This is a genomic window from Bradyrhizobium sp. WSM1253 (assembly GCF_000244935.1).
Taxonomy (GTDB): domain Bacteria; phylum Pseudomonadota; class Alphaproteobacteria; order Rhizobiales; family Xanthobacteraceae; genus Bradyrhizobium; species Bradyrhizobium canariense.
The window spans coordinates 5357413-5370691 of the sequence record NZ_JH600073.1; the positions used below are offsets into that span (position 1 = coordinate 5357413).

The 13279-nt window shown below is 63.0% G+C and carries 15 protein-coding genes; 6 read left to right on the plus strand and 9 right to left on the minus strand.

What is annotated here, in order from left to right; genetic code table 11:
- The first annotated feature begins 112 nt into the window (after positions 1-112).
- Positions 113-1369: an aminopeptidase gene (locus BRA1253DRAFT_RS26710; protein WP_007599512.1), complete on the plus strand. Its 1257-nt coding sequence runs from the start codon at positions 113-115 to the stop codon at positions 1367-1369.
- On the opposite strand, the gene BRA1253DRAFT_RS26715 is transcribed toward BRA1253DRAFT_RS26710, so the two are convergent.
- Positions 1370-1924, minus strand: coding sequence for a hypothetical protein (locus BRA1253DRAFT_RS26715; protein ID WP_007599516.1), 555 nt, complete (start codon positions 1922-1924; stop codon positions 1370-1372).
- A gap of 235 nt (positions 1925-2159) precedes the next feature.
- Between BRA1253DRAFT_RS26715 and BRA1253DRAFT_RS26720 the strand changes: the two genes are divergently transcribed.
- Positions 2160-2615, plus strand: a complete 456-nt coding sequence (locus tag BRA1253DRAFT_RS26720; RefSeq protein ID WP_007599517.1) for a cupin domain-containing protein — start codon at positions 2160-2162, stop codon at positions 2613-2615.
- 98 nt (positions 2616-2713) lie between these two features.
- Here BRA1253DRAFT_RS26720 and BRA1253DRAFT_RS26725 read toward each other — a convergent pair whose 3' ends face one another.
- The 8 genes from BRA1253DRAFT_RS26725 to BRA1253DRAFT_RS26760 all read right to left on the minus strand — a co-directional run bounded on the left by BRA1253DRAFT_RS26725 (position 2714) and on the right by BRA1253DRAFT_RS26760 (position 9364).
- The gene (locus BRA1253DRAFT_RS26725) at positions 2714-3763 is read right to left on the minus strand and encodes an amidohydrolase (RefSeq protein ID WP_007599518.1); all 1050 of its coding nucleotides are present in this window, start codon (positions 3761-3763) and stop codon (positions 2714-2716) included.
- Between the two features lie 117 nt (positions 3764-3880).
- Positions 3881-4402, minus strand: coding sequence for a hypothetical protein (locus BRA1253DRAFT_RS26730; protein ID WP_007599519.1), 522 nt, complete (start codon positions 4400-4402; stop codon positions 3881-3883).
- Positions 4403-4478: 76 nt separating this feature from the next.
- On the minus strand, positions 4479-5423 hold the full coding sequence (locus tag BRA1253DRAFT_RS26735) for an EamA family transporter (RefSeq protein WP_007599520.1): 945 nt from the start codon (positions 5421-5423) through the stop codon (positions 4479-4481).
- 70 nt (positions 5424-5493) lie between these two features.
- Positions 5494-6309 carry an MBL fold metallo-hydrolase gene (locus BRA1253DRAFT_RS26740; RefSeq protein WP_007599521.1) on the minus strand — a complete coding sequence of 272 codons (816 nt, stop codon included), beginning with the start codon at positions 6307-6309 and terminating at the stop codon, positions 5494-5496.
- 58 nt (positions 6310-6367) lie between these two features.
- Positions 6368-6772, minus strand: a complete 405-nt coding sequence (locus BRA1253DRAFT_RS26745; protein WP_007599522.1) for a type II toxin-antitoxin system VapC family toxin — start codon at positions 6770-6772, stop codon at positions 6368-6370.
- Positions 6769-7023, minus strand: a complete 255-nt coding sequence (locus tag BRA1253DRAFT_RS26750; protein WP_007599523.1) for an AbrB/MazE/SpoVT family DNA-binding domain-containing protein — start codon at positions 7021-7023, stop codon at positions 6769-6771. Before BRA1253DRAFT_RS26750 ends, BRA1253DRAFT_RS26745 begins: the two co-directional genes overlap by 4 nt.
- Before the next feature lie 68 nt (positions 7024-7091).
- Positions 7092-8618 (minus strand): hypothetical protein, encoded by a 1527-nt coding sequence (locus BRA1253DRAFT_RS26755; protein WP_007599524.1) that lies wholly within the window; start codon positions 8616-8618, stop codon positions 7092-7094.
- On the minus strand, positions 8615-9364 hold the full coding sequence (locus BRA1253DRAFT_RS26760) for an ABC transporter ATP-binding protein (RefSeq protein WP_007599530.1): 750 nt from the start codon (positions 9362-9364) through the stop codon (positions 8615-8617). Before BRA1253DRAFT_RS26760 ends, BRA1253DRAFT_RS26755 begins: the two co-directional genes overlap by 4 nt.
- A 263-nt stretch (positions 9365-9627) precedes the next feature.
- Between BRA1253DRAFT_RS26760 and BRA1253DRAFT_RS26765 the strand changes: the two genes are divergently transcribed.
- Genes BRA1253DRAFT_RS26765 through BRA1253DRAFT_RS26780 form a run of 4 tightly spaced genes read left to right on the plus strand, consistent with a single transcriptional unit; the run spans position 9628 to position 13207 of the window.
- On the plus strand, positions 9628-10503 hold the full coding sequence (locus BRA1253DRAFT_RS26765) for a branched-chain amino acid ABC transporter permease (protein WP_007599531.1): 876 nt from the start codon (positions 9628-9630) through the stop codon (positions 10501-10503).
- 4 nt (positions 10504-10507) lie between these two features.
- Positions 10508-11659, plus strand: coding sequence for a branched-chain amino acid ABC transporter permease (locus tag BRA1253DRAFT_RS26770; RefSeq protein ID WP_007599533.1), 1152 nt, complete (start codon positions 10508-10510; stop codon positions 11657-11659).
- Positions 11656-12414: an ABC transporter ATP-binding protein gene (locus tag BRA1253DRAFT_RS26775; RefSeq protein ID WP_007599535.1), complete on the plus strand. Its 759-nt coding sequence runs from the start codon at positions 11656-11658 to the stop codon at positions 12412-12414. The genes BRA1253DRAFT_RS26770 and BRA1253DRAFT_RS26775 overlap by 4 nt, the downstream gene beginning before the upstream one ends.
- A gap of 4 nt (positions 12415-12418) precedes the next feature.
- Positions 12419-13207: an ABC transporter ATP-binding protein gene (locus tag BRA1253DRAFT_RS26780; protein ID WP_007599536.1), complete on the plus strand. Its 789-nt coding sequence runs from the start codon at positions 12419-12421 to the stop codon at positions 13205-13207.
- Positions 13208-13279 lie beyond the last annotated feature (72 nt).

The window sequence follows — 13279 nt, forward strand, 5'->3', positions numbered from 1 at the left end:
AACCAAAATGCGCGAAACTGCGTATCTTTGGGGGGTCGCAAGGCACTCGCGCACTTGTGTCTCGCGATGCTAGACTTAGATTGGACGAGAGACGTTCGGCAGAGGATCCGGCATGACTGATCAACGCATCACCTCCACTCCCATCGATCCCGTGAAGCTCGACCGGCTGGCCGAGGTGGCGGTGAAGGTGGGCCTGGGCTTGCGGCCGGGCCAGGATCTGCTCTTGACGGCACCTGCGATCGCGTTGCCGCTGGTGCGGCGGATCGCGGTGCATGCCTACAAGGCCGGCGCCGGCATCGTGACGCCCATTCTCTCCGACGAAGAGATGACGCTGGCGCGCTATCGCCACGGCCACGACGACAGCTTCGATCGCGCCGCCAACTGGCTCTACGAGGGCATGGCCAAGGCGTTCTCGAACAACACCGCGCGTCTCGCCATCGTCGGCGACAATCCGATGCTGCTCTCGGGCGAAGATGCTTCCAAGGTCGCGCGCGCCAGCAAGGCCAATTCCATGGCCTATCAGCCGGCGCTGGAAAAGATCGTCAATTTCGACACCAACTGGAACATCATTGCCTACCCGAGCCCGTCCTGGGCGAAGCAAGTCTTTCCGAACGATCCTGAAGAGGTCGCGATCGGCAAGCTCGCGGACGCGATCTTCGCAGCGTCCCGCGTCGATCGCGACGATGCGCCGGCCAATTGGGCGAGCCACAATGCGGTGCTGCGGGAGCGCACCAACTGGCTCAACGGCCAGCGTTTCCGCGCGCTCCAGTATTCGGGACCGGGCACCGACCTCACCATCGGGCTCGCCGACGGCCATGAATGGGAGGGCGGCGCCTCGCTCTCCAAGAACGGCATCAGCTGCAACGCCAATATCCCGACCGAAGAGGTCTTCACCACGCCGCATTGCCGGCGCGTCTACGGCCATGTCGTGAGCTCGAAGCCGCTATCCTACCAGGGCACGCTGATCGACAACATCGCGGTGCGCTTCGAGGACGGCCGGATCGTCAACGCCAAGGCTTCGCGCGGCGAGGAGGTACTGAACAAGGTGCTCGACACCGACGAGGGCGCGCGGCGTCTCGGCGAAGTGGCCCTGGTGCCGCATTCCTCGCCGATCTCGCAGAGCGGGTTGTTGTTCTATAATACGCTGTTCGACGAGAACGCGGCCTCGCACATCGCGCTCGGCCAGTGCTATTCGAAGTGTTTCGTCAACGGCGCCCAGCTCACGCCGCAGCAGATCGCGGCGCAAGGCGGCAACCAGAGCCTGATCCATATCGATTGGATGATCGGCTCGGCCGAGACCGACATCGACGGCATTCTGGCCGACGGCAGCAAAGTGCCGGTGTTTCGCAAGGGCGAATGGGCGAAGTAACTACGCCGCCGCGTTGCGCAGCATCGGGCTGTTGTCGATGCTGAAGCGGTTGAACAGCGTCGTGAACGGGCTGCCGTCGGTGGCCCGCACGACGGCGTCGGAGGCCGCCACCGCGTCGTAGAGCGCACCGACCGGATCATTCGCCTCGGGCAGGTCGAGACCCCCGCGGATTTGCTCGCGGGCCTCGTTGACGTCGTCCTCGTCGTCGAGTGTGGCCTCCAGCGCATCCGCCGCCCGCCGCATCTCATGGAGATCACCGCCGGCGGAAAATTTGAGGATGTCGAGCCAATAGGGGTGCGCCACGACGAGCTTGACGAAAGCCTCGAAACTCTCGGCGATGATTCCCGCGCGGCCTTCCGACGAGACGTAGAGCACATTCTGAGACGGCAGCAGAACGAACGCGCCGCCGGAGCCGTCACTGCCGATTTGCCGGGGGCTTTCGATGCCGTCGACGGTGAACCAAGGCTCCTCGTCGGTTGCGAAGGAGACATCGAGGCTGCCGAGCCAGGCCACGACCTCGCCTTGAGTTGCGAGAACCTCCGGGGTGAGGGGCATCGGCATGGCTCCTTTCAGATAGCTTCGCGCACTTTGTCGCACCCCGGAAAAGAAGGGTTCATGTGCGCGAAATTGCAGGGAAATTGCGGCGTTAACCGTTTCGCGTCTGCAACTTGCGGCTGATTGTCGGACCCTGCGTAAGAAAGAATTAAAAACCGGCTACTAGCGTTCCCGCCATCTTTGAACAATCCGGGCCGAGACCCGGCGGATCATATTTTATCCCCTGGGGGAACAGATGTCGCGCGCATTGATTGAAATCAGTAGTTGCAATGTAGATCTCGAGCTGCGGCCGATCGAACCGTCCTGGATCATCGAAGGCAATCCGGTGTCGCGCTCGCACATCCTGTCCACCAGCGCCGACGGCACCGCTTCGACCATCATCTGGGCCTGCACCGAAGGCCGCTTCAACTGGTATTACGACATCGACGAGACGATCATGATCATGGAAGGGTCGATCGTGCTCGAAAGCGACGGCATGCCGCCGAAGCGCTACGGCCCGGGCGACGTCATTTTCTTCCGCAACGGCGCGCATGCCAAGTGGCATGTCGAGGGCCACGTCAAGAAGATCGCCTTCTGCCGCAAGACCAATCCCGTGATGATCGGCTTCCTGATCCGCGTCCTCAACAAGCTCAAGAAGATCTTCGTCTCCACCGGCGAGCGCCGTCCTGCCTCGCTGATGGGCGCCGGTTAGAGTTCAATCAGTTTCAAGGACGCTTCCCAGCGGTCACGACGGAACAGGGGGCCGGGATCAACATCCCGGCCCCTGTTCTCGTCATGGCGCCAATCACTTTAAGGCAGATCGAACCGGTAGAAATCACTCGCGGTCTGCGAGAACAACGCCGTCTTCTCGGTCTCGCTCAAGGGCGCCGCGATACGCTTGAAGGCGTTGAAGATTACCTGATAGCTGCACTGGCCCTTGTCCGGCGGGAAATTGCTCTCGAACATCGCGCGCGTGGGTCCAAACGCCTCGATGCAGGTTTCAATGTAAGGCCGCCACGCCGCGGCAAGCTCCTCGGATAACGGCGGCCTCTCGCGCAAATGGAAGTCGTAGCCGAGCAGGCACATCGCGAGCCCGCCGAGCTTCACCACGACGTTCTCGCATTTCGCGATCTCCCGGATCGAGGCGCGCCATTGCGCAAACACCTCCTCGCGTCGCCCGGCAAAGCGGCCGATTCCGGCCGGGCCGCCGCAATGGTCGAGCACGATCCTGGTGTCGGGAAATGCGCGGGCGAGCTCGGTCAGCTCGCCGATTTGCGGATGGAACAGCCAGGCGTCGAAGCTCAGGTTCAGCGGCGCGAGACAGGCAAAGCCCTTCCGGAAGGTCGGGTCCTGCAACAATCCCTGCGGCCGGCTCGCATACATGCCGGCGACTGCGGGATCTGCGTCCCAGGCCGAGGAATGCCGGATGCCGCGGAAGCGACCGTTGCCCGCCGCGATCTCGGCCTCCAACACCGGTTGTGCGGCATCGCCGAGCAGCAGGTTGACGTGGCTGACGATGCCGGCGCAGATCGCCGCCTTGCCATAGCCGCCGCTGGCGCTCATCGCGGCGACGCCATTGGCGAACTCGACCTCGCCGACCGGCCGGAATGCTTCGGGCCCGTGCGCACGATACATCGAGCGGCAATCGACATAGACGGTGGCGGTGATGTTGTGGCCGGAGGCGATATCCGCCGCCATCTCCTCGATCAAATAGCGGTGCCCGCGATTCCAGAGATGGTGATGGGGATCGACGATCGGCCGTAAGGGATCGATGATCTCCTCGTGATGCAGCGCGAGCCAGTCCTCGCGCGGCTCGACGAATAGCCCGCTCGTGTTGGCGGGCAAACCGCTTGCGGCCATCGGCGTTCGCTCCCTTGATGTATGCTTCTTGTTCTGGGAGCCTAACACCTCGTTCTCGCGTGCAGCAGCGCGCGTTTCGCAACCGCACCCGTCATCGCGGGCACAGCGGCGCCGTCGTCAATCCTTGCGCCGCTTCGCCCTCACATCGACCAAAAGCCGCCAATCGGTTGCGGTGGCCGGCTTGACCTCGCCGAGCCAATGGAAGAAATCCTCGGTGATTTCCGTAAAACTCCAGCGCGTCAGGTCGCCGGCTTCGGTCGTGCCTTCCTGAACGATGTCGGCATCGCGTGGACGGCCGATCTGCTGGCGGAATATGCCGCGGCCGGGATCGAACCAGGAGATCCGCCAGGCATCGATGGTCGGATCGTAGACCCGCAGCGTCGTGCCGTACCAATTGCCGGCGATCGGCAAGGCCGGGCTGCCAGCCGGGCGCGGAATGATCCAGACGTCTTGCACGGCGCGGCCCTCCAGCACCCAGCCGAAATGGATTTCGCCGGGCGCGGTGTGTTTCGTTCCATCGGGTCCATGGGCGGTGATCTCGGCGTCCCAATCGCCGACGAAGCGGCCATAAAGCTGGAGCGCCGCCGCGTGCTCGGGGTTCGGTCCGTCCGCGTGCAATAATCTCGCAAAGTCGGTCATGTCCATCTCCTGTTTGCGAGGAGATCAGCACGACCGGACGGCAGCCGACTTGGAGAAAATTGCGCGGCGCCCGCCGTCAAGTCTTGTTGGGCGACAGATGCCCTATGCCAGGATTCGGCCTGTCGTTCGTTCGTCGGCTCGTCGCGCGTTCCGCGAGCCAAATGACGATGACGGAGACAATCACGAGACCCGCACCAAGCAACATCAGGCGCGAAAATGGCTCGCTCAGCACGAGGGTGCCGAGCAGTACAGCGATCACCGGGTTGACGAAAGTGTAGGTCGACACCAACGAGGTCGAGACGTTTTCCAGAAGCCAGTTGTAGGCAACGAATCCGATCACGCTGCCAGCGATGATCAGCCAAAGCGCCGCTGCAAGCGAAGTCAGCGAAACCTCGCTCGGCCTGAAGTTTCCGATCTCGCCTGTCAGCCAACTGATCGCGAACAACACGGTACCGCCTATCGAAAGCTGGATGCCCGAAAGCAGGATAGCGGATGCCTGGCTCGACATGCTCCGGGACAAGATAGTCCCGGCCGACCATGACAAGGCCGCAGCCAGCAGCCAGACGACGGGAAGGATACTGATGCCGGCCTGCTCGACGTTTTGCCACGCCACGAGTCCGACGCCGAAGAAGCCCGGCACGAGAGCGAGCAGGGCGAAGGGCTTCGGTCGCTGATCGCCGGGGAACAAGACATCGATCAGCAGGATCCAGAACGGGATCGTGGCCAGCACGATGGCCGCCACGCCCGAAGGAACCGATTGCTGCGCGAAGGCGAGTACGCCATGGCAACCGACAAAGAACAGGAGCCCGCACAGGCTCGCCCTTATCCACGCCTGCGCGGATAGGTTCGCGACCTCACCGGCACTCATGGCCAGCAACAAGATGCCGCCACAGAGCGAACGCAGCGCCATCAGCAGAAATGGCGGAATCGATTTCAGGCCCAAAGTGATGGCGAAGTAGGTGGAACCCCACAGCAGGTAAATGGCCGCAAATGAGCCTATGACCAGCAACCTTCTGCTCATGACTGCTCCGATCGTAACTGATTTCGAAGCAACCAAGTCGGAGGAGGCTCATGCGTTCCGGCTCGGCGCGTCACACCCCGTCGAGGATGATCACCGTCGGCTTCGACGGCAACGCATCCCGAGACATCCGGAAACTTCGTTCCATGCGCCGGTCGATCTCGAACTGCTGGCCGATACGTTGCATGAAATCGTCGAGCGGGGTGGCGAAGCGGTGCATCGGCAGCACGACCGAGGCGCGCAGCCGCTTGGTGATCTCGGAGACGCCGTCGAGCGACATGGTGTAGGTGCCGTCGATCGGCACCATGACGATGTCGAGCCGCCCGATCTGGGCAAAATGGCTGTCGTCGAGCTTGTGGTGAAGATGGCCGAGATGGCCGATGCAGAGGCCCGCGACCTCGAAGATGAAGATCGAATTGCCGTCGCGGATCATGTCGGCGCCGGAATCGTCGCCGAAATAGCGACGGATGTCGGTGGTGACGTTGCGGATGAAGGTGTCGCCGATGCGCTCCGACACGATGGCCGGCTTGCCGTCCTCGCCCCAGCCATGCAGCACATGAGGAATGCGCTTGTCGGGATATAAAGAATAGTGCGTGCTGTGGGCCCGGTTCATGGTGACGACATCGGGCAGCCGGCCCACTTGGTAGGCCCCGCTATAGTCGGTCGCGATGCGCAAGCCGCCGGGCGTGTCGATGAAATAGGTGGAATGGCCTGCATAGGTAATCTGGACTTCAGCGGAGGCTGCGGCCTGCCGGAACGCGACCGGCGTCACGCGGGGTGCCGCATTTGCCATCGCCAGGCATTCGCTGCGCTGAGGTGATTGCTGCGCGAAGGCAGATGTTACCAGCCAACCGAGAAGCGCACAGACCGTCAGCAACAATCGAGACATCAGGAACCGTCCGGCGCTTATCGACGATCTGTGAGTGTATCTACGAATTATCCTCGCGTCATGTGGTGCCGGCGAGCCGCGCCATTCCACCGCTTGCTTTGATCAGTTTCACGGCCGCTTTGTCGAACGACACGAAAGTATCGGCCCCAAGCCAGTTGCCTTCGTGGGCGATGACGCCATCGGTAAAGTCACCCCCGGCCTCGAGGAGCGCTAATCCAGCCTCAGCTATGGGCCGGTTGACGACGACATTGGATGCATTGATCAAGTGCCGGATCGAAGCCGCGATATTTCCAGCAGAGGTTTTGTAGCCTCGTGAGAGGACCCAAGCCAACTCACATAATGCGGGGATCGAGATGGCTATGAGGTCCGCGTTCTCGAGAAGGGCTTCGGCCACCTTGCTCTGTTCGGCATCATCTTCGACCAGCACCCGTACCAGGACGTTGGTGTCGGGTGTTATCTTCATCGCTTGCTGGCCCAGCCGTCAGCAATGACCGCATTCATCTCCTCGATCGAGAGCGATCGACCGTTCGTCTTTCCCTTCAAAAAGCCGAAGGCATCCGAAATCTCTCCGGTGGGCCGAACTGCTCTCACCTCAACTCGCCCGCCAGGAAGCTTTTCTATCGAAATCTTGTCGCCCGGATGTACACCGAGGTGCTCCAGGAGGTCTTTCCGTAGCGTAACCTGCCCCTTTGCCGTGACCGTGAGCGTGCTCATGGGGATCCCTCAATACTGAGTCCTCGATAGGTAAGGCATTTTATCCTTACTTTCAAGGCAGGCAGCCTTCACTCCCGCCTTGGGCTGAACTTCCAGGTGATGGCGACGAGGCCCGCGGTGATCAGGCCGCTGACGAGACCGACGATGGGCAGCGTGAGCACCAGCGCGGCGCTGGCAGCCCAGCCGATCGAGGAGAACGCCTCGGCAAAGGTCGCAAGTCGCGACGAGGTCTGGCGGCGGCGAAATTGGCTGCGCCGGGCCTGCACCCGGAACCAGAGCTGGATTGCGGTGGCGGAGGCCGCGCTGACGATGACCGCACCGGCGCTGACCGCGGCCTGGAACGCCGAGGCGAAAGCGAGCGCCGCGATCAGCGGGCAGAAGACGATGGCGATCGCGATCAGCACCACCTCGATCTTGGCGCGGATGACGCTGGACGGCGTCAGCGGCGCGGTCGCAACCAGGTCGGGCGCGTCCTCGCCCGAGATCGTCAGCCAGGCAAGCCCGCCGGCGAGTTGGCCGGCCGCCATGACGATGACGGGCGTGATCAGCGTCAGCGCCGCGGAGCTGTCGGCAAAGTTGCGCCAGAGCAGCAGCGCCGGCGGCACCAGATAGAGCAGCTGCATCAGCGTCTGCGAGATCAGCCAGGGATCGCGCCAGAGCAGCGAAAATTCCTTGCGCCGCAGGGCATGCTGACGCGATCCGCCGCGGAACGGGCGCTCCTTCGCGCTGCGACGGCCGGACGCGCCATAGGCGGCGGCATCGATCGCCGTGTCGGCGAAGCGGCCCGAGAAGATCGCCATGACGCTTCCGAGCAGCACGAGCCCGAGCGCTAGGAGCAGCAGCAGCGCTTCGGCGTCTCCCATCGCCGCCCGCGCCGGCCACCACCAGATGCTGTCGGCATCGGGCGCGTAAGCGGCCAAGCTACCCGAGGTCAGGATGGTGAAGCGCGACAGCGTGCCGTAGGACATGATCGCCGCCACCTGAAGCGCGATCACGAAGCCGGCGCCGATGATGGCGGCGAGGATCTGGGCGACGAACCGTGTCCGCGCCGGACCGATCAGGCGAAACAGCAGGATGGTGACGGCGATCGCGATCGCTGCGGCCGACAGGCCCATGGCGACAACGACGCCGAACGCAGCAAGCCAGCGCGCGCCGCCCCCGAATACCAGCACGTCGATGAAGGGCGTCGAGAACAGCAGCGCCATCACCGTGATGGCGAGCGCGATCGCGGCGATGCGCACCGAGAACAGATTGGCCAGCGTCGCGGGTGAGGACATGACGAGGTCGAGATCGGCGCGTGCGTAAAACACCCGGGTCACCGATTCGATTGCCTGCGACAGCATCAGCGTCCAGGCGAGAAAAATCGTCGCCGAGATCACGATCAGCGAGGATTTGTCGAGTGGCAATTGCAGGTCGGCGAAGCGGCCGATCACCGCCCAGGCCGGTACGTGCAGCAGCGCCGCGAAGAACAGCAGGCCGATTACCGCCGCACGTGTTCGTTTGCGCCGCCCGCCGGTCATCATGGCGAGCCATTCGCGCCAGGCGAGCCGGAGCTCGTGGCGGGCGAACCAGGACAGCGCGGTGGCCGAGCTCATGCGGCTTCCGGAAGCGTCACCAGCGCGATGAAGAGATCTTCCAGGCTGGTGTCGGCGTGCCCGTTTTGCTGCCGGAGCTCGGTTAGCGTGCCCTCGGCAACCAGGCGGCCGGCTGCGATCACACCGATACGGTCAGCCATGCGTTCGGCGACCTCGAGGATATGCGTGGTCATGATGACGGTGCAACCGGCGCGGACGCGCTCGCTCAGGAGTCCCTTGACATGGCGGGCGGAGACGGCATCCAGTCCCGTCAGCGGTTCGTCGAGGATGATGAGGCGGGGATCGTGCACCAGGGCGCCGGCGAGGGCGACCTTCTGGCGCATGCCCTTGGAAAAACCCTCGCAGCGTTCGTGCCGGTGCGGCTCGAGCCCGAGCGAGTTCAGGAGACCCGCGGCGATCGGTTCCGAGGCCGATGGTGCGATGCCCCACAGACCGGCCACGAATTCGAGATATTCGAGCGGCGTGAGCTTGTCGTAGATCATGGGCTCGTCGGAGACCCACGCCATCACCTGCTTGGCGGCGACGGGGTTTTGGAGCGCATCGATGCCGAAGATGGAGACCGCGCCGGCATCGGGCCGCAAAAGGCCTGCAACCATGCGCAAAGTGGTGGTCTTGCCGGCGCCGTTGGGGCCGACCAGCGCATAGAATTCGCCGGCATGGATGGTGAGATCGAGGTTATCGACCGCCAGACGGTCAAAACACTTCGTTAACCCCATGACTTCGAGCGCCGAGTCGTCCGTCTTCATGGCGGCCACACCTTGCGGTTTTGCATCGCTCGCGACCATGCCCCGAAGATGTTTCGGCACCGTGAATCGCGCTGCCGCAAATTCCGTCATCCGGATTGGACTAATGGCAAGTCACCGTTTGTTGACAGCGCTTGGCGGTTCAGGCTGAATTGGCAAAGGGACGAATGGCGCTAACGCAGCGAAACGACTGCGTAGCGACTGAACACAAGATGCGGCAAGGCGGTCAGGAAGAACCGCCGGTTGTATCGGGAGGATGCGCGACGATGCTGGATTTCGTTCAGCAGCTGGTCAGCGGTGTTGCGCTCGGCTGCGTCTACGGCCTGATCGCGCTCGGCTTCGTGCTTGTCTACAAGGCCACCGAGGTCGTCAATTTCGCGCAGGGCGATTTGATGATGCTGGGCGGATTCTTTGCCTTCACCTTCATTGGCATGATGGGGCTGAACTACTGGGTCGGCTTTGCCGGCGCGGTGGCGGCAATGGCGCTGTTCGGCATGCTCGCCGAGCGCGTGGTGGTGCGGCCGATCCTCGGCTATCCGCAATTCTCCATCATCATGGCCACCATCGGGCTCGGCTATTTCCTGCGCTCGGTCTCCGGCATGATCTGGGGCACCGACGATTTCAAGATCGACACGCCGTTCAGTCAGGGCGTGCTGCGGATCGGTTCGCTGGTGCTCGCCCATGACAAGCTCTCGGTGATCGCGGCGACGGTCATCCTCTGCGCGCTGCTCTGGCTGTTCTTCAACAAGACCATGCTCGGCACCGCGATGCGCGCCAGTTCCGAGAACATGCTGGCGGCCTATTACATGGGCATCCCGGTCAAGCGCGTGGTGTCGATCGTCTGGGCGATCAGCGCGGCGGTTGCGACCTGTGCCGGCGTGCTGCTGGCGCCGATCACCTTCATCCATTCCAATGTCGGTCTAGTGCTGGGCCTGAAAGCGTTTCCGGCCGCCGTGCTCGGCGGCTTCGGCTCGATCCCCGGCGCCGTCGTCGGCGGCGTCCTGATCGGCGTCATCGAGAGCATGGCCGGCTTCTATCTGGCCGAGGGCTGGAAGGACGTCGCGCCCTACGTCGTGCTGCTCGCCGTGCTCTTGCTCAAGCCCGAAGGCCTGTTCGGCCTTCATGTCCGCAAGAAAGTCTGAACGCATGCGCTTCCTGTTCAAGACCGACTACGAGGACGACATCAGGCTGTTTCCGCATTCTGGCTATTACGTCTCCTACGGTCTCCTGCTGGCCGTGCTGCTGATCGCGCCCTATGTGCTCTCCAGTTATCTGATGAGTCAGCTCGTCTTCGTCTGCATCTATGCGACCGTCGGCGTGGCGCTGCTGATTCTGACGGGTTTCACCGGGCAGGCCTCGCTCGGGCACGCGGCGTTTCTCGCGATCGGTGCGTATACGGCGGCCTATTTGCAGAAGTATGGTGTGCCGTTCCCGGTCTACTTTCTCGCCGCCGGGCTCCTGACCGGGCTGATCGGTGCGCTGGTCGGATTCCCCGCGCTGCGGCTGCAAGGCATTTATCTCGTCATCGCCACCATCTCCTTCGCCTTCATCGTCGAGGAGATTCTGGCGCGATGGGAGAGCGTCACCAACGGCAACGAGGGCATGCGGATCAAGGCGGTGTCGCTGTTTGGGGTCGCAGTCTCGCGCGACAGCCCCACTTTCTATTTCCTTTGCCTCGCCGTGCTGGTGCTGACCATCGTCGGCACGCTCAATTTGCTGCGCTCGCCCACGGGGCGCGCCTTCGTCGCGATCCGCGACAGCGAGACGGCGGCGCGCAGCATGGGGGTCAATGTCGCGCTGTACAAGGTGAAGTCCTTTGCGATCTCCGCGGCGATCACCGGCTTCGCCGGCGTGTTGTTCGCGCACAAGCTCTCCTTCATCTCGCCGGAGATGTTCACGCTCCAGCTCTCGATCGAGTTCATCATCGTGATCCTGATCGGCGGCACCTTCAGCCTGCACGGCGCAGTGCTGGGAGCGATCTTCATCGTGATGATCGATCCGTTCCTGACCTACCTCAAGGACGACATGCCCGGCATCATCGCCGGCATTGCAGCGACGTTCGGAGCGGGCACGCAAGCCGCGGCCAATGTCCAGTCCAAGGTCGCGGCCTTTGCCTCGCTCAACGGCTTGAAAGGCGCCATCTACGGCATCATCATCGTATTGTTCGTGCTGTTCGAACCGCTCGGGCTTTACGGCCGCTGGCTCAAGATAAAGCTCTTCTACCAGCTGTTCCCGCTTTACAAGCGCGCCACCTTCAAGCGGCAGAAGATCTACGTGAAGTCGGAGCGTAACCGATGAGCTATTTTCGCGCCGAGAGTTTGTCGCTGCATTTCGGCGGGCTGAAGGCCGTCGATGCGGTGTCGTTCGCGGTCGAAAAGGGCGAGATCCTCTCGATCATCGGGCCGAACGGCGCCGGCAAGAGCTCGATTTTCAACCTGATTTCGCGGATCTACCGGCCGACCTCGGGTCGCATCTTTTTCGAGGATCAGGACATCACGGAGCAGCCGCCCCATGACATCGCAAGGCTTGGCATCGCCCGCACGTTCCAGAACATCGAGCTGTTCGAGAATGCGACGGTGTTGTCGAACCTGCTGGTCGGCCGCCACCGGCATTCGACCACGCAGCTTTGGCAGGAGCTGTTGTTCCTGCCAGGCGTACGCGCCGACGAGAAGGTGCATCGCCGCAGGGTCGAGCAGGTCATCGAATTCCTCGATCTCGAGCCCTACCGCGACAAGCTGATCTCGGGTCTGCCTTACGGCGTGCGCAAGGTGATCGAGCTGGCGCGCGCGCTATGCTCGGAGCCGAAGCTGATCCTGCTCGACGAGCCGTCCTCGGGCCTCAACGTGGAGGAGACTGACGACATGTCGTTCTGGATCCGCGACCTGAAGAGCGAGCTCGGCGTCACCGTGCTGATGGTCGAGCACGACATGTCGCTGGTCAACCGCGTCTCCGACCGCGTCATCGCGCTGAACTACGGCAGGGTGCTGGCGATGGGCTCGCCGGCCGAAGTGCAAGAGCACCCCGATGTCGTCGCCGCCTATCTGGGAGCCTGACGCGATGGATGCCGTGGCGACACCAGATATCATCCTGAAACTCTCCAACATCGAGAGCTATTACGGGCCGATCATGGCGATCCGCGGCATCTCGCTCGAAGTGCCGCGCGGACGCATCGTCACGCTGCTGGGCGCCAACGGCGCCGGCAAGACCACGGTGCTGAAGACGATCTCGGGCATTCTCGACCCGCAGAAGGGCGCCATCGAGTTCATGGGCAAGTCGATCCAGCGCATGGAGGCGGACAGGATCGTGCGGCTGGGCCTCAGCCATGTGCCGGAGGGCCGCGAGGTGTTCCCGTTCCTCTCCGTGCGCGAGAACCTGATGATGGGGGCCTATCCGCGCAAGGATCGCGACGGCGTCGCGGACGATCTGGAGCGCGTCTACGGCTATTTCCCGCGGCTGAAGGAGCGCATCAACCAGCCGGCCGGACAGCTCTCCGGCGGCGAGCAGCAGATGCTCGCAATCGGCCGCGCGCTGATGAACCGGCCGACGCTGTTGCTGCTCGACGAGCCCTCGCTTGGGCTGTCGCCGCTGCTGGTGAAGGAGATCTTCGCCATCATCCGTCGGGTCAACGAGGAGCAGGGCATGTCGATCCTGCTGGTCGAGCAGAACGCCAAGGTGGCGCTGGAGACGGCGCACTATGGCTATGTGCTGGAAATCGGCCGGATCGTGATGAACGACAGCTGCGACCGCTTGATGCATTCGAAGGACATCCAGGAATTCTACCTGGGCGCCAAGGAAGCCGGCGCACGAGGCGAGCGGCGCTGGAAAAAGAAGAAGACTTGGCGTTAGAGGAAGCCTTAAATACCAAAGCCCATCCGCTAATATAGACCGCCGGCAAGGCAGGCAGTGGAGGGGAGCGCG

Excerpts from the sequence above, each read along its gene's own strand:
- BRA1253DRAFT_RS26710 (WP_007599512.1), top strand. The coding sequence starts at position 113 with ATGACTGATCAACGCATCACCTCCACTCCCATCGATCCCGTGAAGCTC.
- BRA1253DRAFT_RS26715 (WP_007599516.1), bottom strand. The coding sequence starts at position 1,924 with ATGCCCCTCACCCCGGAGGTTCTCGCAACTCAAGGCGAGGTCGTGGCC.
- BRA1253DRAFT_RS26720 (WP_007599517.1), top strand. The coding sequence starts at position 2,160 with ATGTCGCGCGCATTGATTGAAATCAGTAGTTGCAATGTAGATCTCGAG.
- BRA1253DRAFT_RS26725 (WP_007599518.1), bottom strand. The coding sequence starts at position 3,763 with ATGGCCGCAAGCGGTTTGCCCGCCAACACGAGCGGGCTATTCGTCGAG.
- BRA1253DRAFT_RS26730 (WP_007599519.1), bottom strand. The coding sequence starts at position 4,402 with ATGACCGACTTTGCGAGATTATTGCACGCGGACGGACCGAACCCCGAG.
- BRA1253DRAFT_RS26735 (WP_007599520.1), bottom strand. The coding sequence starts at position 5,423 with ATGAGCAGAAGGTTGCTGGTCATAGGCTCATTTGCGGCCATTTACCTG.
- BRA1253DRAFT_RS26740 (WP_007599521.1), bottom strand. The coding sequence starts at position 6,309 with ATGTCTCGATTGTTGCTGACGGTCTGTGCGCTTCTCGGTTGGCTGGTA.
- BRA1253DRAFT_RS26745 (WP_007599522.1), bottom strand. The coding sequence starts at position 6,772 with ATGAAGATAACACCCGACACCAACGTCCTGGTACGGGTGCTGGTCGAA.
- BRA1253DRAFT_RS26750 (WP_007599523.1), bottom strand. The coding sequence starts at position 7,023 with ATGAGCACGCTCACGGTCACGGCAAAGGGGCAGGTTACGCTACGGAAA.
- BRA1253DRAFT_RS26755 (WP_007599524.1), bottom strand. The coding sequence starts at position 8,618 with ATGAGCTCGGCCACCGCGCTGTCCTGGTTCGCCCGCCACGAGCTCCGG.
- BRA1253DRAFT_RS26760 (WP_007599530.1), bottom strand. The coding sequence starts at position 9,364 with ATGAAGACGGACGACTCGGCGCTCGAAGTCATGGGGTTAACGAAGTGT.
- BRA1253DRAFT_RS26765 (WP_007599531.1), top strand. The coding sequence starts at position 9,628 with ATGCTGGATTTCGTTCAGCAGCTGGTCAGCGGTGTTGCGCTCGGCTGC.
- BRA1253DRAFT_RS26770 (WP_007599533.1), top strand. The coding sequence starts at position 10,508 with ATGCGCTTCCTGTTCAAGACCGACTACGAGGACGACATCAGGCTGTTT.
- BRA1253DRAFT_RS26775 (WP_007599535.1), top strand. The coding sequence starts at position 11,656 with ATGAGCTATTTTCGCGCCGAGAGTTTGTCGCTGCATTTCGGCGGGCTG.
- BRA1253DRAFT_RS26780 (WP_007599536.1), top strand. The coding sequence starts at position 12,419 with ATGGATGCCGTGGCGACACCAGATATCATCCTGAAACTCTCCAACATC.